Source organism: Sulfitobacter mediterraneus, assembly GCF_016801775.1.
GTDB lineage: Bacteria > Pseudomonadota > Alphaproteobacteria > Rhodobacterales > Rhodobacteraceae > Sulfitobacter > Sulfitobacter mediterraneus_A.
On the sequence record NZ_CP069004.1, the window covers coordinates 619,251 to 636,918 of the forward strand.

Here is a 17,668-nt window from a genome sequence, read left to right on the forward strand (position 1 = left end):
GGCCCGGCCGGCGCGCCCCTCCCTTTGCCTCTATTCAGCAAAGCAAAGCTTGTTGCCGTCCAGATCCCGTACATAGGCCGAAAACTTTGGGCCGCGCTGGCCCGGCGCACCTTCACATGTGCCGCCAAGCTCAAGCGCCAGTGCATGCAGGCGTTCCACCTCTGCCTGGCTGCCAACGGCAAAACCCACCATCGTGCCATTGCCGCGGGTCGCGGGCTTGGTATCGAAGGGAATCGCGGCGGCAAAGGCGAAGTCCTCAGCCAGCCAATAGGTCATTCTGTCCGAAGGTGACATGCTGTGCAGGCCCGCCTCTGAGAACATGGCGTCATAGAAGGTTTTGGAGGCGTTCAAGTCGTTGGTTCCAACGACAGCGTAGTTTAGTTTCATAGCTTTTTTCCTTGTTTCAGCCGCGATGCAATCGCAGGCTTGCGAACATCCATATTGCCAAATAAGACAGTTTATGTCCTATTTGTGCGATGGCACGCGCAGATACCCCAGGCAGACTCAGACGGCTCGAAATGTTGGCGGTCCAGCTCAAGCAGGACAGCCATTGCACCGTCAGCGATTTGGCCCGGCAGCATGGCGTCAGCCCGCGCACGATTGCCCGCGATCTGGCGTTGATGCGCGACCACCACGGCATGCAGATCGATGCGGACCGGGGGCGCGGCGGCGGCTTGCGTCTTGACCGGAACTGGGGCGTTGGCCGGTTGAACCTGACCTATGGTGACGCGGTCGATCTGTTGATCAGCATCGCGGTGGCCCAGCAGATGAATTCGCCGATGTTTCTGGCCAATCTGGACAGTGTCCGGCGGCAGTTGGTAGCGTCCTTCTCTGCGGAGAAGCGCAAGAAGGTGAATGAGTTGAAATCCCGCATTCTGGTGGGGGTGACCGCCTCGACCTACGTGCAGGCCAGCGCAGATGCGCCGCCCAAAAGGGTGGTGCAGGCGCTGCATCAGGCTTTCATCAATCAGGAGTTGCTTGAGATTGCCTATCGACGTGAGGACGGAGAGACCTCCGAGCGCCGGATCGAGCCACATTACCTATTGCTGAAATATCCGGTTTGGTACGTGGTTGCGGTCGATCACCTGCGGGGCGGACCAAGGACCTTTCGCTGTGACCGGATTCTGTCTGCGGCACGGACGGACCAGACGTTCCGTTTGCAAAAGCCAGAAGCCTTTGGTCCGGACTTGGCCAAGGGGGAACTTTCTGTCTGAGAGAGCCGAGGCCACTGCGTGCCGATGGACTGTGTTGCGTTCACATTCCATTGAGTTCAGTGGTATTCCGATACATGCTTGAGTAGGCTCTCGCGCAACAGCATCGCCTATACCGGCAGGAACTCCACATGGCAGACACCCAGATCTCCACAACCAACCGATACGACATTGCCGCCCCGCGTTGGGGCGACAAGATGCGGACGCTTGGCTACTACGATGGGTACTTGGGCTTTCTGTCTGCGCCATCTGATCTTGATGGCCGCAACAAACGGGTCATCGACGTTGGTTCAGGCACCGGCGCATTTGCCGAAGCATGGGTGGCCATTCATGGCCCGCCGCGCGAATTGACCCTGCTGGAGCCCAGTTCAGCCATGCTTGAACGGGGCAAAGCGGCCTTGAACCGGCGCGGGGTGGAGCCGCGGATGCTAAAGTCATTTCTCGGACAGACGACGGAAACGGAGCCTGTCGATGTGGTCTTGGCGGCGCATGTCCTGGAACATTGCGATGATCCGCTGACCGCACTCGGGCAAATGCGGGATCTTCTGGTTCCCGGGGGGCAACTGCGCCTTGTGGTGTCAAAGCCGCATTGGTGCAATGCGATCATCTGGTTGCAGTGGCGGCACAGGACATTTCAAAGGGCTGAGATTCTGGCACTGGTAGCTGAGGCCGGTTTTGAGGTTGAGCAGGTCTACGCGTTTCCATCGGGCCCCCCGTCACGCACCAGCCAAGGGATCGTGGCAAGGCGAAGGGGCTGATGATCCGCCGCTCATAAGGGTCTGAAGACTTGCCGCGCAGCTGGTCCCTTTTCGCAGGCCAGACCCAAAACAAAAGGCACCGCCCGATGGCGATGCCTTTCAATTCTTGGACTGTTGCGCCACTTAGCTGGCTGGATTGGCCTTGGCCGCCGGTGCGGATTTGGCGCCGGGGTTCAGGGGATCGTCCTGCCGCTGCACGGAACCCTCAAAATGGGCGCCGGATTCGATGGCGATGGTCTTGTGGATGATGTCGCCCTCAACACGTGCCGTGGAGGTCAGGCGCACCTTGAGGCCGCGTACACGGCCCACGATGCGACCGTTGATCACAACGTCATCCGCAACCACTTCGCCTTTGATCGTGGCGGTCTCACCAATGGTCAGCAGATGCGCGCGAATGTCACCTTCCACCGTGCCTTCTACCTGAATGTCGCCGGTGGTCTTCATATTGCCTGTCACATGCAGGTCAGATGACAGCACGGAGGCGGGAGGTTTTGCCTTTGGGGCGCTGGCCTTGAACTCGCTCGACGTGGTTTGTGTCGAAGCGGATGGCGCTTGCGGTGCCGCAGGTTTGGGCGCATCGGCGTCCTTGGATGGTGCGGGGTCGTTGATTTTGCTTTTAGAAAACATCGTTTGCAGCCTTGATATAGATCATGGGGTTAACAGCTTTGCCGCCCACACGCACTTCGTAGTGCAGGTGTACGCCAGTTACGCGTCCAGATGCCCCCATATCACCGATACGCTGTCCGCGCGAGACCCTTTGGCCTACTTTTACGCGAAGCCGGGACAAATGGGCATAGCGGGTCTCGATGCCGAACTCGTGCTGGATCTTAACAAGACGGCCATAGCCGGACTGCCATCCGGCATGAACCACGACGCCATCGGCGGTGGCATAAAGCGGTGTGCCAAGTCCGGCGGCGAAATCAACACCTGAATGCATGCGGCGTCCGCCGGTCTTGGGATCGCGGCGATAACCGAACTGGCTGGTGAAACGGAAGGCGGATTTAACAGGGTTGGCGAAGGGCGCCTTCTGTGCGGCGATCCGGTAAAGGTTCAGCTTGTCCATCTGGTTGAGCAGACGGTTGGCACGCAGGGTATCGGCGGTGGGTTCCTCGCCGCGGGTGGTAAAGGACAGCGGCGTCATAGGTCCGCCCTGGCCGGAATAGCCCCGGCGCACCTGTTCGATGATCCGGTCCGGCGGCATGCCGGCATTGCGGAACATTTTATCAAGCGGGGCCACAGAAACGGTCATTGCCTCTTCAAGCTGGCGGAAGATCGCATCGTTCTGATCACGCATCAGGGCAATCTGCTGGGCCATGCGGTCCGCCTCAAGCAGGGCATCCTGCGCATCGGCCACAACCTGATCGCGTTCCTTTGCCGTCCGCTCAAGCGCTTCGGCCAGGAAATCCATCGGGGCGTTGCTGGCGGCGACCTGCACCTGTCCGGCTCCGTCCTCCAGCGTGTCTTTCAGTTCTGCCAGGGTGCGGCGCGCGGTTTCACGGTCTTTCATAGTGTCGCGCAGGGTGGACTGGATCACGTCGATGCCGGTCTCAAGCTCGCGGCGACGGGTCTCGGATTGCAAAAGCTCTGACTGCATCAGCGAGATCTGCTTGAGCGCGGCGTTGAACCGTTCCTGCGCGGCCAATGCCTCTTCGGCGCGGCTGTCGCGCTGGCCGGACAGATCGTTCAGACGCGCCTGGTAGGTGCGCTGATCGCGTTTGGCCTGTTCGCGGAAATTGCCGGAGCCGATGCTGTCCATCAGGATAATGGCTGTGGCGACGATCGCCCAGGCGACCAGCGCGGCGGAGCCTGCGAAGGCAACAATCTGTGTGCCGGGGCGCAAGCGGATAAATCGTGTGTCGTTGTCGGATTTGAGAAAAACACGGCGTTCAGGAAAATACTGTTCCAGAATGGCGTTCACTTTGATGGCGAGCCTTGTACGCACAATGTTGTCCTTTTTATCGTCCCCCGACCAAAGGTGCAGGTTCCCCCCCGGCACATTTTGGTCCAGATTTCATTATCCAGTGACCGGCCATGGGGCAACCCTGTTGACCGATACTGCGACATCAAACCACCGGAACTGACCAAATGGGCAAAAAACCGCCTATTCCAAATGCTTGGCAGGCGAGGTTCAACTCAAGGTTCGCCTGTCTCGGTCAGCGGCCAATAGAAATCGGGGGGAATGCCTGCCTCGGCGCGTTTCTCTTCGTTGAAGGGCGGTTTGAGATGGCCGTGGAAATATTTGCGCACCAGCGCGTGAAACCGTTCCTTGGGATCCTCGTCAAAACGTCCGCAGAGGAAGTGGAACCATTTGCTGCCATAGGCCACATGGGCAACCTCTTCGGCATAGATGGTTTCAAGCGCTGTAACCGCGCCATCTGCCTTGGCGCGTTTGAAAATCTCGATCATGCCGGGGGTCACATCCAGCCCGCGTGCCTCAAGCACCATGGGCACGACGGCCAGGCGGCCCATCAGATCATCCACTGTGTCCTCGGCGGCCCGCCACATGCCGGCATGGGCAGGCAAGGCGCCATAAAAGCTGCCTTCCGCTTCAAGGCAGTCACACATCAGATTGAAATGTTTGGATTCTTCATCCGCCGCCTTGACCCAATCGTCATAGAACCCCATTGGCAATTTGGTGTCCGTGAACCGTGCAATGATGTCCCAATGCAGATCAACGGCGTTCAGTTCGATATGCGCCACCGCATGCAACAGCGCGATGCGGCCCTCGGGCGTGCCGGGGCGGCGGCGCGGCACATCGCGTGGGTTCAACAGCTCTGGCGCGGCGGGGCGAGAGGGATGCAGGGGCGGATCGGCACGGCCAATCCGGGGCGTGTCGCCCGCATCGCGGGCCGCCTGCCACTGCGCGGCAAAGCTGCGCGACATGGCGGTTTTCTCGCGGCCATCTGCGCAGCGCAGAACAGCCTCGGCCATCTGGGCAAGGGGTTTCACAGGGCTTTCACCGCGTCCAGAACCTCTTCGACATGGCCTGGCACTTTGACCTTGCGCCAGATCCGGGCGATGTTGCCTTGTGCGTCGATCAGATAGGTGGCCCGCTCGATCCCCATCGACTTTTTGCCATACATGTTCTTTTCAACCCAAACGCCATAGGCCTCGGTCATCTCGCCATTCTCATCAGACAAAAGCGGCACGGTCAGATCATGTTTGGCCGTGAATTTGTCATGTTTCGCCATGGTGTCGCGGGAGATGCCAAACACCTTGGCGCCTGCGGCTTTGAAATCTTCAAGATGCTCGGAAAAACCGATGCTTTCCTTGGTGCAGCCCGGCGTGTCGTCGCGTGGGTAAAAGAACAGAACCACGGGTGCGCCGCGCAGATCAGACAGCGAAACATTGCCGCCGCCAGTCACGGGGAGGCTGAAATCGGGGGCAGGCTGGGACAATTCGGGCATGGCTCACTTTCTATTCACTTGGAAGCGGGATTATGGACTGTCATAGTAGGCCGAAATTGGCAACGGCCAAGCCTGCAACACCAAAACCGGATAGCGATGAGCGACGCCGCGCCCGCCTCACACACTGGGGGAACAGCCCCCAAACGCCGCCGCCGGTGGCATCGCTTTGTTTTGCGAAGCGTGTCTTTGGTTGTGATCCTGACGTCATTGGCGCTGGTGGGTGCGGCGGTGATCAAAGGGCTGCCGATTGCCGCGCCGCCGTGGTTGCAGGCCCGGATCGAAGGACGGATCGCGGAAATGGTGCCAACTGCGCGGGTGCGCTTTGGCGAGATGGTCTTTGTGGTGGGCGAGGGCTGGCGGCCCAAGGTGCGGCTGCGCGATGTGGTGATCAGCACCCCGGCAGGGCGGGAGATCGTCAGTTTCAATGAATTCAAGGCGACCTTTGCCACGCGGCCGTTGCTCAAGGGGAAGATCCAGCCCAAGGTTTTGTCGCTGTCAGGCGTTGTGGCGCGGCTTAAGCGGGATGGCGAAGGCCGGGTGTCGATCCGCGGCGGGCAGGCCGCCGAAGCCCCGGCGCGCGAGGCGGCAACCCTGCCGCAACTGATCGGCCAGATGGACGAGATACTGCAAAGCCCGTCGCTCAACGCGCTGCGCACGGTCGAAGTGCGGGCGCTGACCCTGCGCTATGACGATGAACGTGTCGGGCGCGGCTGGACGGTGGATGGCGGGCGGCTGATCCTGCAACGGGACGGGCGCGATCTGGCGCTTTCGGCGGATCTGGCGGTGCTCAGCGGCGGCGCGGGCGTGGCGACCCTTGCGGCCAACTACAACAGCCGCATTGGCGAAACCGCCGCCGATTTTGGTGTCAGCTTTGACGGGGTCGCCGCCCGCGATATCGCGGCGCAGGGTCCGGCTTTTGCCTGGCTCGACGTGCTGCGGGCGCCGATTGCGGGGTCGGTGCGCAGCGGCCTGAACAGCGATGGCCGCTTTGCCCCGTTGAATGCCACATTGCAGATCGGCAAGGGCGCGGTGCAGCCCAATGCCCTGACCAAACCGGTGCCCTTTGACGGCGCACGCAGTTATTTCAGCTATGATCCGGCCAAGCGGTTGCTGCGGTTTGACGAATTGTCCGTGCGCAGCCCGTGGATCACCGGACAGGCTACGGGCACGGCCTCTCTCACCACCGATGGCGCACAGGGGCCGCTGACCGAACTGATCGGCCAGATCACCCTGTCGGATCTGGTTGCCAATCCCTTTGAGCTTTATCCCGAAGCGGTTGATCTGTCCGAAGCGGATATGGATTTCCGGCTGGAGCTGAACCCGTTCCGCATCACGCTGGGGCGGCTGCAGATCTCGGACCGGGGCAAGACCCTGCTGGTGGATGGGGAATTGGCGGCCGATCCGGGCGGCTGGCGTTTGGCGCTGGATGGCCGGATGGACGGGCTCGACCCGGATCGCTTGCTTGAGCTCTGGCCCGCAGGTGTGAAACCCAAGACCCGCAAATGGTTGGGCGACAACCTGATTGACGGGCGGGTGCATAATATTGATCTGGCGTTCCGGTCCGCGCCGGATAAAGCCAGGCACAGCTTTCTCGCATTCGATTTTGAGAAATCGACAGTGCGGTTCTTGAAAACCATGCCGCCAATCACCGGTGGGCAGGGACATTTCAGCCTTGCGGACGACCGGTTGGTCGTCACCGTGGATCAAGGCGAAGTCGCGCCGCCTTTGGGGGGCAGCATTCGGGTGGACGGATCATCCTTCATCATACCGGATGTGCGGGTCAAAGACGGCGCACCGGCGGTGATCCGGTTGCAGACCCGGTCCAGTATCACGGCGGCGCTGTCGCTGATCAATTTTGCGCCGCTGTCGGTGATGGACAAGGTCAAGATGCCCGTGCGGCTGGCCGAGGGCCTGGCGGATGTTCAGGGCACCATTGCGGTGCCTCTCAAAAAGGGCGGCAAGGTGCAGGATGTGAATTATCACTTCACCGGTGCCTTGAGGGCGGTCCGCAGTGACGTGTTGGTCAAAGGCCGGCGACTGGAGGCGACAGAGCTGGACGTGACCGTGGACAACACCGGCCTGCGGATCAGCGGGCCGGGGCGCATTGACGGTGTCGCCTTCAACGGCGCGTGGGAGCAACCCATCGGCAAGGGCGCGGCGCAATCGGCCTTGCGCGGGCAGGTGACATTGGATCAGGCTGCGCTGGATGCCTTTGGCGTGGCCTTGCCGGAGGGGACGGTCTCGGGGCAGGCGCAGGCCGATATCGCACTGGATTTTGCCCGCGGTGAAACGCCCAGATTTGCGCTGACCTCGGCACTGCAAGGGGTACGTCTGCGGGTGCCTCAATTGTCATGGACCAAAGCCGCTTCAACCCGTGGTCAGCTGAATATCTCTGGCCGGTTGGGCGATCCGGCGCAGATTGACAGCCTATCGGTGGGCGGTCCGGGATTGTCGGCCAAGGGCACGGTTGACCTGAACGCGGGAGGATCACTGGACCGCGTCCGGTTCACCAGCCTGTCAGCGGGGCAATGGCTGAACGCGCCGGTGGATCTGATCGGGCAGGGCGCGGGCAGGCCGGTCAAGGTGGCGGTGCGCGGCGGCTCGCTCGATCTGCGCCGCGCCGAATTTGGCCCCTCGCAGGGGGGCAGCGCCGGACCGCCGATGCAGATCACGCTGGACCGGTTGCAGATCACCGACACCATCGCGTTGACCGGGCTGACGGGGACTTTTGACACCCGCCGAGGCCTTGATGGCGCGTTTCAGGCGCGTCTTAACGGGCAGACGCCGGTCGCAGGCCGGGTGGTGCCGCAGAACGGGCGCAGCGCGGTGCGAATGACCTCCGAAGATGCGGGCGGCGTGTTGCGTTCGGCCGGTTTGCTCAAACAGGTGACGGGCGGAACGCTGGGCCTGACGCTTTTGCCCGTTGGCACCGGCGGGGCCTTCGACGGAGAGCTGACCATGGATGGGATCCGTATCAAACAGGCACCGGGCATCGCGGCCTTGCTGAATGCGGTGTCGGTGGTGGGCCTGATCAACGAACTCAACGGTGACGGCATCTATTTCGACAAGGTCGAGGGACGATTCCGCCTGACGCCCGACAGCCTGACCTTGACGGAAGGATCGGCGGTGGGGGCGTCCATGGGGCTGTCGATGGACGGGGTCTATGCGCTCAACTCCGGGCTGCTCAATATGCAGGGTACGATCACGCCGGTGTACCTGCTCAATGGGATCGGATCGGTGCTGACCCGCAAGGGTGAGGGGTTGTTTGGGTTTCACTACACACTCAAGGGGCAGGCGAAAGACCCCTCTGTGTCGGTGAACCCGCTGTCGGCTTTGACCCCCGGCATGTTCCGCGAGATTTTCCGCGCGCCCAAACCCGAATTGCCAGCGGTAGAGGGCAACACCCAATCCATTCTGCCCGCCAAACCGCCAGTGGCGGAAAAACCGGTTGTTCCTGATTATGATGGGCGTTAGGGCGCGGGCATGAAACTTTCTGACTTTGATTTTGACCTGCCCGACGACCTGATTGCCACCCGTCCGGCGGTGCCGCGATCGGCAGCGCGGTTGCTGGTGGCCGAAGGCGATGTGATCCATGATCAACAGGTCACGGACCTGACCAAATGGCTGCGGCCCGGTGACCGGCTGGTGCTGAACGACACGCGGGTGATCCCGGCACGCCTGAACGGTCTGCGCTTTCGCGACAGTGCGCAAGGCCGCGTACAAGCCAAGATCGAAGTGACCCTGCTTGAGCCGCGTGGCAACGGCACATGGGGCGCGTTGATCAAACCGCTGCGCAAGCTGAAGATCGGCGAGGAGGTGGTTTTCTCTGACGACCTGCGGGCCACCTTAAAAGGGGTTGAAGACGGGCAGGGGCATCTGGCATTCAATTGCACGGGCGATGATTTTGACGCGGCGCTGAATGCGGCGGGCGCAATGCCGCTGCCGCCCTATATCGCCGCCAAACGCGCCGCCGATGCGCAAGACAAAACCGACTATCAAACCGTCTGGGCCCGCAACACCGGTGCCGTGGCTGCACCCACTGCGTCGCTGCATTTTGATGAGCCGTTGCTGGCGGCCCTGCGCGACAAGGGCGTGACTTTCACCCATGTGACCTTGCATGTGGGCGCGGGCACCTTCCTGCCGGTCAAAGTGGACGATATATCCCAACACAAGATGCATTCCGAATGGGGACAGGTCAGCGCCGATGCTGCCGCCGAAATGGCCGCGACCAAGGCGGCGGGCGGGCGGGTGATCCCCGTGGGCACCACCGCATTGCGCCTGATCGAGACCGCCGCAAAAGGCGGCACGATCCGCGCGTGGGAAGGCGACACCGATATTTTCATCACGCCGGGGTTTGAATTCCAGATCGCCGATGCCTTGATGACCAACTTTCACCTGCCCAAATCCACGCTGATGATGCTGGTCTCTGCCTTGATGGGGCAGGACCGGATCAAATCCATCTACGCCCATGCGATTGCCGAACGTTATCGCTTCTTTTCTTACGGGGATGCGTCACTGCTGCTGCCCTAGCCGGAAAATCACGCCATCTTGTCGCAGAAGGGCGTGACCTCACGGCGATCCGCAGGCAGGCAGGGGCAAGAAACAAAAAGGATTCGCGCCATGCTTCAGGTTCTTTCCAGCGCTTGGGCGCTTTTGCTGGGTATGTGTTTGCTGATGGTTGGCAACGGCATGCAAGGCACGCTGCTGGGCATCAGGGGCGGAATCGAAAACTTCTCGACCTTCGAGATGTCGATTGTCATGTCGAGCTATTTTGTCGGGTTTCTGGGGGGCTCCCGCATGGCACCGGGCATGATCCGGCGTGTCGGCCACGTGCGGGTCTTTGCCGCGCTGGCCTCGCTCATCTCGGCAGTGATGATCCTTTACCCGACGTTCCCCAATGTCATCGTCTGGTCTTTGGGCCGGGTGTTGATCGGATTCTGTTTTTCTGCCGTATATGTCACCGCCGAAAGCTGGCTGAACAACGCGGCCACCAACGACAACCGGGGGCAGGCGCTGTCACTTTACATGATCGTGCAAACATTGGGCATCGTGATTGCCCAAGCCCTGCTGCTGACTGCCGATCCGTCCGGCTTTGTGCTGTTTGTGATCCCGTCGGTTCTGGTGAGCATCGCCGTGACGCCGATCTTGCTGTCGATCAGCCCGACGCCGGCCTTTGACACCACCAAACCCATGCGCATCCGCGAGCTGGTCAGCTACTCTCCGCTCGGCTGTGTGGGCATGTTCCTCTTGGGTGGCGTCTTCTCTGCGCAGTTCGGCATGGCCTCGGTCTATGGCGCCGAAGCCGGGCTAACTGTTGCACAAATCTCACTTTTCGTGGCGATGTTCTTTGTTGGCTCTGTGATCCTGCAATATCCGATTGGCTGGATTTCCGACCGGATGGACCGGCGCGGATTGATCGTGGTTGTCTCGCTTATCGGAGCGGGGGGATCGGTGCTTGGTATGATGCTGGGCCATGTTTTCCCGGTGCTTCTGGTCTCGGCCTTTGTGGTGGGGGGGATGTCGAACCCGCTGTATTCACTGCTGATCGCCCACACCAATGACTTTCTTGAGCACGAGGATATGGCCGCAGCTTCCGGTGTTTTGGTCTTTATCAACGGCTTAGGAGCCATCCTTGGGCCTGTGATCACCGGCTGGATGATGGGCACCGCGCTTGGCCCTGGCGGATTTTACCTGTTCACTGCCGGGCTCTTTATTGCGCTTGCCAGCTATGCCGCCTACCGCTCCACCCGCCGTGCGGGCGTGCCTGTGGATGAGACCGGCAACTACGTCGCAATCTACCCCTCAGCAACCACCGTCGCAGTCGAAGTCGCGCAGGAAGTTGCCATCGAAGCAGACCAGGATGACGAAAATGATACGTGATAGCGATAACTATGTCGCATTTGATACAATTCGTGAGTAGGCACCGTGGTTAAATTCCTCTTAGCATGGAATGTCTTAACCGTGCAGCACGATAAAGGGAGCGCACCATGGTAGGGCCTGAAGAGATCCTTGAGTTCTGGTTGGATGAAATCGGACCCAAGGGCTGGTATGAAGCAAGCGATGCTTTGGACAGTCAGATCCGGGACCGGTTTCACGAAACCTGGCAAGCCGCCTGTGAGGGCAAATTTTCACTATGGCTGACCTATCCGTCGGGCGCATTGGCGTACATCATTTTGATGGATCAGTTTCCCCGCAACATGTTCCGCGGCAGTGGCGAGGCCTTTGCAAGTGATCGGATCGCGCTGACGGCGGCCAAGGCGGCGATCAACAAGGGCTGGGATCTGCGCATTGATGAACCCGCGCGGCAGTTCTTTTACCTGCCGCTGATGCATTCGGAGAACCTTTGTGATCAGGAGCGTTGTGTGCGGCTGATGTGTGAACGCATGCCCCAGAACCGCGAAGGCAATCTGCTGCATGCCCGTGCGCATCGCGAAGTGATCCGCAAGTTTGGTCGCTTCCCATATCGCAACGATGCGCTGTCTCGCACGCCGACCCAGCTTGAAACGGCCTATGTGGCAAATGGCGGCTACGGTGCTACAGTGCGGGAACTACAGGCCGACATGCAGGCGGCCTGACCCTGCGGCAATCTCGCGGTTGTGGCGGGTGGGAATATAGTTTAATGGTAAACTATATTCTGCAATCGTCACACAGTGAGGAAGTTCTATGGCCGCGAAATCCTTTGATTTGATTGTTATCGGGGCTGGCCCCGGTGGCTATGTTGCCGCGATTCGCGGTGCCCAACTGGGCATGAATGTCGCGATTGTTGAGCGTGAACATCTGGGCGGCATTTGCCTCAACTGGGGATGTATCCCGACCAAGGCCTTGCTGCGCTCTTCCGAAGTGTTCCACCTGATGCACCGTGCCAAGGAATTTGGCCTCAAGGCAGACGGCATCGGCTATGATCTGGATGCGGTTGTCAAACGCTCGCGCAAAGTGGCGGGGCAATTGTCGGGCGGCATCGGCCACCTGATGAAAAAGAACAAGATCACCGTCTTTATGGGGGCCGCGAAACTGGCCGGCAAGGGCAAGGTACACGTCAAAACCGACAAGGGCGAAGAAGACCTGACAGCCAAGAACATCGTTGTCGCCACCGGCGCCCGCGCCCGCGAACTGCCGGGGCTAGAGGCCGACGGCAAACTGGTCTGGACCTACAAACACGCGCTGCAGCCAGCGCATATGCCGAAAAAGCTGCTGGTCATCGGATCAGGGGCCATCGGGATTGAATTTGCCAGCTTCTACAACACCTTGGGTGCAGATACGACCGTGGTTGAAGTGATGGATCGTGTCCTTCCGGTTGAAGATGCCGAGATTTCGGCTTTCGCCAAAAAGGCGTTTGAAAAGCAGGGCATGAAGATCATGCAAAAGGCGATGGTCAAACAGCTTGATCGTGCCAAAGACAAGGTGACCGCGCATATCGAGGTGGGCGGCAAGACTGAGAAACACGAGTTTGACACCGTCATTTCCGCCGTTGGGATTGTCGGCAACGTCGAAGGGCTGGGCCTGGAAGAGCTGGGCGTCAAGATCGACCGCACCCATGTGGTGACTGACGAATATTGCCGCACCGGTGTGGACGGTCTCTATGCCATCGGCGACATCGCTGGCGCGCCATGGCTGGCGCACAAGGCCAGCCACGAAGGGGTTATGGTTGCCGAACATATGGCGGGTCAGAAGGTCCATGCGATCAAGCCGGAATCCATCGCGGGCTGCACCTATTGCCATCCGCAGGTTGCCTCGGTCGGCTATACCGAGGCCAAAGCCAAGGAACTGGGCTATGACATCAAGGTGGGTCGCTTCCCCTTCATCGGCAACGGCAAGGCGATTGCATTGGGGGAACCCGAAGGCATGATCAAGACCGTCTTTGACGCCAAAACCGGCGAACTTCTGGGCGCACATATGGTCGGGGCCGAAGTGACCGAGCTGATCCAGGGCTATGTTGTGGGCCGCCAGCTTGAGACCACCGAAGAAGACCTGATGAACACCGTCTTCCCGCATCCAACACTCAGCGAGATGATGCATGAGGCGGTGCTGGATGCCTATGGGCGCGTGATCCACATGTAAACCAAGCCGGGGGGCTGGAAGGCCCCTCGCGTTTCGGGCAAGGTGGGCCATTCAACGGCCCATCTATTGCGTGCCGGTTCCCAAGGCAGTGCAAGCGTGACCGACAGAACTTCTTTTCCTCTTGTGTTCGCCCTCTGGGGCGCGGGCCTCGGCGCGGCGGCGCAATATGGCAAGGTCAGCGTGATTTTTGACCTGTTGCCAGAGGTTTATCCCAATGCGGGTGCCGCCCTTGGCTTTGTCGTATCACTGGTCGGTTTCATTGGCATCCTTTTTGGTGTGGCGGCTGGCCTGTTGGTGGCGCGAATCCGCTATCGGCGGGCGTTGCTGTCGGCCCTGTGGCTGGGCGCGGCGGTTTCTTTAGTCCAAGCGTTATTGCCGCCCTTGCCGTGGATGTTGCTCAGCCGGGTGGCCGAGGGGCTGTCGCACCTGGCCATCGTTGTGGCCGCACCCACCTTGATCGCCCAGATCAGCGCCCCCAGACATCGCGGTTTCACGCTGACCCTCTGGGGCACCTTCTTTGGCGTCGCCTTTGCGGTGCTGGCCTTTGCCGGGCGACCCTTGGCGATCTCATGGGGGCTGCCCGCGCTCTTTGCCGCGCATGGCCTCTACATGGCGGGTTTTGCCCTGTACCTGTCCGCGCGGTTGCGGGCCTTGCCCGCCGAAGCCGCCCAGCCCGCAATTTCCCTGACAGGCCTGTTGCGCGATCATGGTGTGATCTACCGCTCCGCCCGTTTGGCCGCGCCAGCAGCAGGTTGGCTTTTCTATACCTTCAGCTTTGTCTCCGTTCTGACGGTTCTGCCGCCCTATCTGGACCCCGATCTGCGCAATGTGATCATGGGTGCGATGCCACTGACCAGTATCGCGGTGTCCATGACGCTTGGCGTGGCTCTTTTGCGGCGCCTCACGGCGGTGCAGGTGGTCGAACTGGGCTTTGCCCTGTCCGCATTGGCGGTGCTCTGGCTTTGGGCGGAGCCGGGTGCGCCTTTGGCCTGTCTGGCGCTTGCCGGGGCGATGGGGCTGATCCAAGGGGCCAGCTTTGCCGCAGTGCCGCAACTCAACGATACCGCCGCAGGGCAGGCCCGCGCCAACGGCGCGATGGCGCAAATGGGCAATATCGGCAACACCATCGGCACCCCGATCATGGCAGCAGGCCTTTCGATTGCGGGCTACACCGCGCTGCCGCTGCTGGCAGGTGGCGCCTTTGCGCTGGGTCTTGCGACGCATTTGTGGTTGGCGCATCTGCGCGCAAACTAAAATGTTCGCCTTTAGTTCTCATTTTTTCGTTGGAGAATCCCTGGAGGACAACTATGTACAAACCGTTAATGGGGGTGCTGCATGGCAGAGCTGAAACATATCGAGGTCCGCGGCGCGCGCGAGCATAATCTCAAAAGCATCGACGTGGACATTCCGCGCGATAAGCTGGTGGTGATCACCGGCCTGTCGGGCTCGGGCAAATCCTCGCTCGCGTTTGACACGATCTATGCCGAAGGGCAGCGCCGCTATGTGGAATCGCTGTCGGCCTATGCCCGGCAATTCCTTGATATGATGCAGAAACCTGATGTTGATCACATCGCAGGTCTCAGCCCGGCAATCTCGATTGAGCAAAAGACAACGTCAAAAAACCCGCGCTCTACGGTTGGGACGGTGACCGAAATTTACGACTACATGCGTCTGCTGTTCGCCCGTGTCGGCACGCCCTACAGCCCTGAAACCGGCAAACCCATTGAGGCGCAGCAGGTGCAAGATATGGTCGACCGGATCATGGCGATGGAGGAGGGCACGCGCGCCTATCTTCTGGCCCCGATCATTCGCGACCGAAAAGGCGAATACCGAAAGGAATTCATCGAGTTGCGCAAGCAAGGCTTCCAGCGGGTCAAGGTCGACGGTGCGTTCTATGAGTTGGACGAACCGCCGACGCTGGACAAGAAATTCCGCCACGACATTGACGTGGTGGTGGACCGGATCGTGGTCCGCGAGGGGCTTGAGACACGGCTGGCGGACAGTTTGCGCACGGCGCTGGATCTGGCAGATGGCATTGCCGTTCTGGAAACCGCGCCCAGCGAAGGCGATCCGGAACGCTATACCTTTTCAGAGAAATTTGCCTGCCCGGTCAGTGGTTTCACCATTCCCGAGATCGAGCCGCGGTTGTTCTCTTTCAACGCGCCCTTTGGCGCTTGTCCCTCTTGTGACGGGCTGGGGGTCGAGCTGTTTTTTGACGAACGGTTGGTGGTACCCGACCAGAACCTGAAGATCTATGACGGCGCATTGGCCCCGTGGCGCAAGGGCAAGAGCCCCTATTTCAAGCAGACCATTGAGGCCATTGCCAAACATTACGAATTTAACCAAAACACCAAGTGGAAAGATCTGGACCCCAAGGTGCAGCAGGTTTTCCTCTATGGCTCCGGCAAGGAAGAGATCAAATTCCGCTACGACGAAGGCGGGCGGGTCTATGAGGTCACCCGCGTTTTTGAGGGGGTAATCCCCAACATGGAACGCCGCTACCGCGAGACCGACAGCAACTGGATCCGCGAAGAGTTTGAGCGCTACCAGAACAACAGGCACTGCGGCACCTGCGGGGGCTATCGTCTGCGGGCCGAAGCCTTGGCCGTGAAGATCGGCCCCAGCGACGGTCCGGCGGATCAATTGCTGCACGCAGGTCAGGTTGTTCAGATGTCCATCCGCGAGGCTTTTGACTGGTGTAACACAGTGCCGGGACATCTGAAGGTTCAGAAGAACGAGATCGCCAAGGCGATTTTGAAAGAGATCCGAGAGCGTCTTGGATTCCTAAATAACGTGGGATTAGAATACCTTACGCTTGCACGTTCAAGTGGTACATTAAGTGGCGGGGAAAGTCAGCGTATCCGTCTGGCCAGCCAGATCGGCTCTGGCTTGACGGGTGTTCTCTATGTGCTGGATGAGCCATCGATCGGCCTGCACCAGCGTGACAATGATCGTCTGCTCCTGACCCTCAAGAATCTGCGTGATCAGGGCAATACCGTGATCGTCGTTGAACATGACGAGGAAGCGATCCGTGAGGCCGACTATGTTTTTGACATCGGGCCGGGTGCCGGCGTGCATGGCGGACAGGTTGTGTCTCATGGCACGCCGGACGTTGTTGCAGCGGATGAAAATTCCATCACCGGGCAGTATCTGACCGGCAAGCGCGAGATTGCCGTGCCCGCCACGCGGCGCAAGGGCAACAAGAAAAAGGTGCAGGTGGTCAAGGCCACGGGCAACAATCTGCAAAACGTTACTGTCGATTTCCCCTTGGGCAAATTTGTCTGCGTGACGGGGGTATCGGGGGGCGGCAAATCCACGCTGACCATCGAAACCCTGTTCAAAACCGCATCCATGAACCTCAATGGCGCACGGCAAACACCGGCCCCTTGCGAGACCATCAAGGGGCTGGAACATCTGGACAAGGTGATCGACATTGACCAGCGGCCCATCGGGCGCACGCCGCGATCCAACCCTGCCACATACACTGGCGCCTTCACCCCGATCCGCGATTGGTTTGCCGGACTTCCCGAAGCCAAGGCAAGGGGTTACAAGCCAGGGCGGTTCTCGTTCAACGTCAAGGGCGGCCGCTGTGAGGCCTGTCAGGGCGATGGTGTGATCAAGATCGAGATGCACTTTTTGCCGGACGTTTACGTGGAGTGCGAGACCTGCAAGGGTGCCCGTTACAACCGCGAAACCCTGGAGATCAAATTCAAGGGCAAAAGCATCGCCGATGTGTTGGATATGACCGTGGAAGACGCGCAGAGCTTCTTTCAGGCGGTGCCGTCGATCCGCGAGAAAATGGACGCGCTGATGCGTGTTGGCCTTGGTTATATCAAGGTCGGTCAGCAGGCGACAACGCTGTCCGGCGGTGAGGCGCAGCGGGTGAAGCTGTCCAAGGAGTTGTCAAAACGGTCGACCGGACGCACGCTCTATATTCTGGATGAACCGACGACGGGCCTGCACTTCGAAGATGTGCGTAAGTTGTTGGAAGTGCTGCATGAACTGGTGGATCAGGGCAATTCCGTTGTGGTGATTGAGCATAATCTCGACGTGGTGAAAACCGCCGACCATATCATCGACATCGGTCCTGAAGGCGGCGATGGCGGTGGCCGTGTGGTGGCGACTGGCACACCAGAAAAGGTCGCCGAAGTCGCGGAGAGCTACACCGGCAGATACCTCAAGCCGATGCTCGAAAAACGCACCAAAGTCGCGGCGGAGTGACCCGTCCGCCGCG

Annotated in this window: 14 protein-coding genes; 9 read left to right on the plus strand and 5 right to left on the minus strand. The window is 60.1% G+C overall.

The features are described 5' to 3' along the window. Nucleotides 1-30: 30 nt before the first annotated feature. The gene (locus JNX03_RS02990; protein ID WP_203210976.1) at nt 31-387 is read right to left on the minus strand and encodes a VOC family protein; all 357 of its coding nucleotides are present in this window, start codon (nt 385-387) and stop codon (nt 31-33) included. Nucleotides 388-518: 131 nt separating this feature from the next. Between JNX03_RS02990 and JNX03_RS02995 the strand changes: the two genes are divergently transcribed. Then, nucleotides 519-1,214 carry a helix-turn-helix transcriptional regulator gene (locus JNX03_RS02995; RefSeq protein WP_217621281.1) on the plus strand — a complete coding sequence of 232 codons (696 nt, stop codon included), beginning with the start codon at nt 519-521 and terminating at the stop codon, nt 1,212-1,214. Between the two features lie 128 nt (nt 1,215-1,342). Further along, a complete protein-coding gene (locus JNX03_RS03000) occupies nt 1,343-1,969 on the plus strand; it encodes a class I SAM-dependent methyltransferase (RefSeq protein WP_231024129.1) in 627 nt (208 codons plus the stop codon). Nucleotides 1,970-2,092: 123 nt separating this feature from the next. On the opposite strand, the gene JNX03_RS03005 is transcribed toward JNX03_RS03000, so the two are convergent. From JNX03_RS03005 to JNX03_RS03020, 4 genes are all read right to left on the minus strand, one after another. Further along, the gene (locus JNX03_RS03005) at nt 2,093-2,596 is read right to left on the minus strand and encodes a bactofilin family protein (RefSeq protein ID WP_203210978.1); all 504 of its coding nucleotides are present in this window, start codon (nt 2,594-2,596) and stop codon (nt 2,093-2,095) included. Beyond that, nucleotides 2,586-3,911: a M23 family metallopeptidase gene (locus tag JNX03_RS03010; RefSeq protein ID WP_203210979.1), complete on the minus strand. Its 1,326-nt coding sequence runs from the start codon at nt 3,909-3,911 to the stop codon at nt 2,586-2,588. The genes JNX03_RS03005 and JNX03_RS03010 overlap by 11 nt, the downstream gene beginning before the upstream one ends. Before the next feature lie 191 nt (nt 3,912-4,102). Beyond that, complete coding sequence (locus JNX03_RS03015) at nt 4,103-4,900, minus strand: ferritin-like domain-containing protein (RefSeq protein WP_238936667.1); 798 nt, start codon at nt 4,898-4,900, stop codon at nt 4,103-4,105. 14 nt (nt 4,901-4,914) lie between these two features. After that, entirely contained in the window at nt 4,915-5,376 is a 462-nt protein-coding gene (locus JNX03_RS03020; protein WP_203210981.1) for a peroxiredoxin, read from the minus strand. Nucleotides 5,377-5,472: 96 nt separating this feature from the next. On the opposite strand from JNX03_RS03020, the gene JNX03_RS03025 reads away from it, so the two are divergent. From JNX03_RS03025 to uvrA, 7 genes are all read left to right on the plus strand, one after another. After that, nucleotides 5,473-8,850 carry a DUF3971 domain-containing protein gene (locus tag JNX03_RS03025; protein WP_203210982.1) on the plus strand — a complete coding sequence of 1,126 codons (3,378 nt, stop codon included), beginning with the start codon at nt 5,473-5,475 and terminating at the stop codon, nt 8,848-8,850. A 9-nt stretch (nt 8,851-8,859) separates the two neighbouring features. Next, complete coding sequence (queA, locus tag JNX03_RS03030) at nt 8,860-9,906, plus strand: tRNA preQ1(34) S-adenosylmethionine ribosyltransferase-isomerase QueA (protein WP_203210983.1); 1,047 nt, start codon at nt 8,860-8,862, stop codon at nt 9,904-9,906. Between the two features lie 90 nt (nt 9,907-9,996). Beyond that, the gene (locus JNX03_RS03035; RefSeq protein ID WP_203210984.1) at nt 9,997-11,256 is read left to right on the plus strand and encodes an MFS transporter; all 1,260 of its coding nucleotides are present in this window, start codon (nt 9,997-9,999) and stop codon (nt 11,254-11,256) included. A 107-nt stretch (nt 11,257-11,363) separates the two neighbouring features. Continuing rightward, on the plus strand, nt 11,364-11,951 hold the full coding sequence (locus tag JNX03_RS03040) for a DUF924 family protein (protein ID WP_203210985.1): 588 nt from the start codon (nt 11,364-11,366) through the stop codon (nt 11,949-11,951). Nucleotides 11,952-12,039: 88 nt separating this feature from the next. Next, nucleotides 12,040-13,434: a dihydrolipoyl dehydrogenase gene (lpdA, locus tag JNX03_RS03045; protein WP_203210986.1), complete on the plus strand. Its 1,395-nt coding sequence runs from the start codon at nt 12,040-12,042 to the stop codon at nt 13,432-13,434. Between the two features lie 96 nt (nt 13,435-13,530). Continuing rightward, nucleotides 13,531-14,688, plus strand: a complete 1,158-nt coding sequence (locus JNX03_RS03050; RefSeq protein ID WP_203210987.1) for an MFS transporter — start codon at nt 13,531-13,533, stop codon at nt 14,686-14,688. A gap of 81 nt (nt 14,689-14,769) precedes the next feature. Beyond that, nucleotides 14,770-17,655, plus strand: coding sequence for an excinuclease ABC subunit UvrA (uvrA, locus tag JNX03_RS03055; protein ID WP_203210988.1), 2,886 nt, complete (start codon nt 14,770-14,772; stop codon nt 17,653-17,655). Nucleotides 17,656-17,668 lie beyond the last annotated feature (13 nt).

What these genes read in the sequence shown, in the direction of transcription:
- uvrA (WP_203210988.1), top strand. Translation starts at nt 14,770, where the DNA reads ATGGCAGAGCTGAAACATATCGAGGTCCGCGGCGCGCGCGAGCATAAT.
- queA (WP_203210983.1), top strand. Translation starts at nt 8,860, where the DNA reads ATGAAACTTTCTGACTTTGATTTTGACCTGCCCGACGACCTGATTGCC.
- JNX03_RS03015 (WP_238936667.1), bottom strand. Translation starts at nt 4,900, where the DNA reads ATGGCCGAGGCTGTTCTGCGCTGCGCAGATGGCCGCGAGAAAACCGCC.
- JNX03_RS03025 (WP_203210982.1), top strand. Translation starts at nt 5,473, where the DNA reads ATGAGCGACGCCGCGCCCGCCTCACACACTGGGGGAACAGCCCCCAAA.
- JNX03_RS03005 (WP_203210978.1), bottom strand. Translation starts at nt 2,596, where the DNA reads ATGTTTTCTAAAAGCAAAATCAACGACCCCGCACCATCCAAGGACGCC.
- JNX03_RS02995 (WP_217621281.1), top strand. Translation starts at nt 519, where the DNA reads ATGTTGGCGGTCCAGCTCAAGCAGGACAGCCATTGCACCGTCAGCGAT.
- JNX03_RS02990 (WP_203210976.1), bottom strand. Translation starts at nt 387, where the DNA reads ATGAAACTAAACTACGCTGTCGTTGGAACCAACGACTTGAACGCCTCC.
- JNX03_RS03035 (WP_203210984.1), top strand. Translation starts at nt 9,997, where the DNA reads ATGCTTCAGGTTCTTTCCAGCGCTTGGGCGCTTTTGCTGGGTATGTGT.
- JNX03_RS03000 (WP_231024129.1), top strand. Translation starts at nt 1,343, where the DNA reads ATGGCAGACACCCAGATCTCCACAACCAACCGATACGACATTGCCGCC.
- JNX03_RS03040 (WP_203210985.1), top strand. Translation starts at nt 11,364, where the DNA reads ATGGTAGGGCCTGAAGAGATCCTTGAGTTCTGGTTGGATGAAATCGGA.
- JNX03_RS03020 (WP_203210981.1), bottom strand. Translation starts at nt 5,376, where the DNA reads ATGCCCGAATTGTCCCAGCCTGCCCCCGATTTCAGCCTCCCCGTGACT.
- lpdA (WP_203210986.1), top strand. Translation starts at nt 12,040, where the DNA reads ATGGCCGCGAAATCCTTTGATTTGATTGTTATCGGGGCTGGCCCCGGT.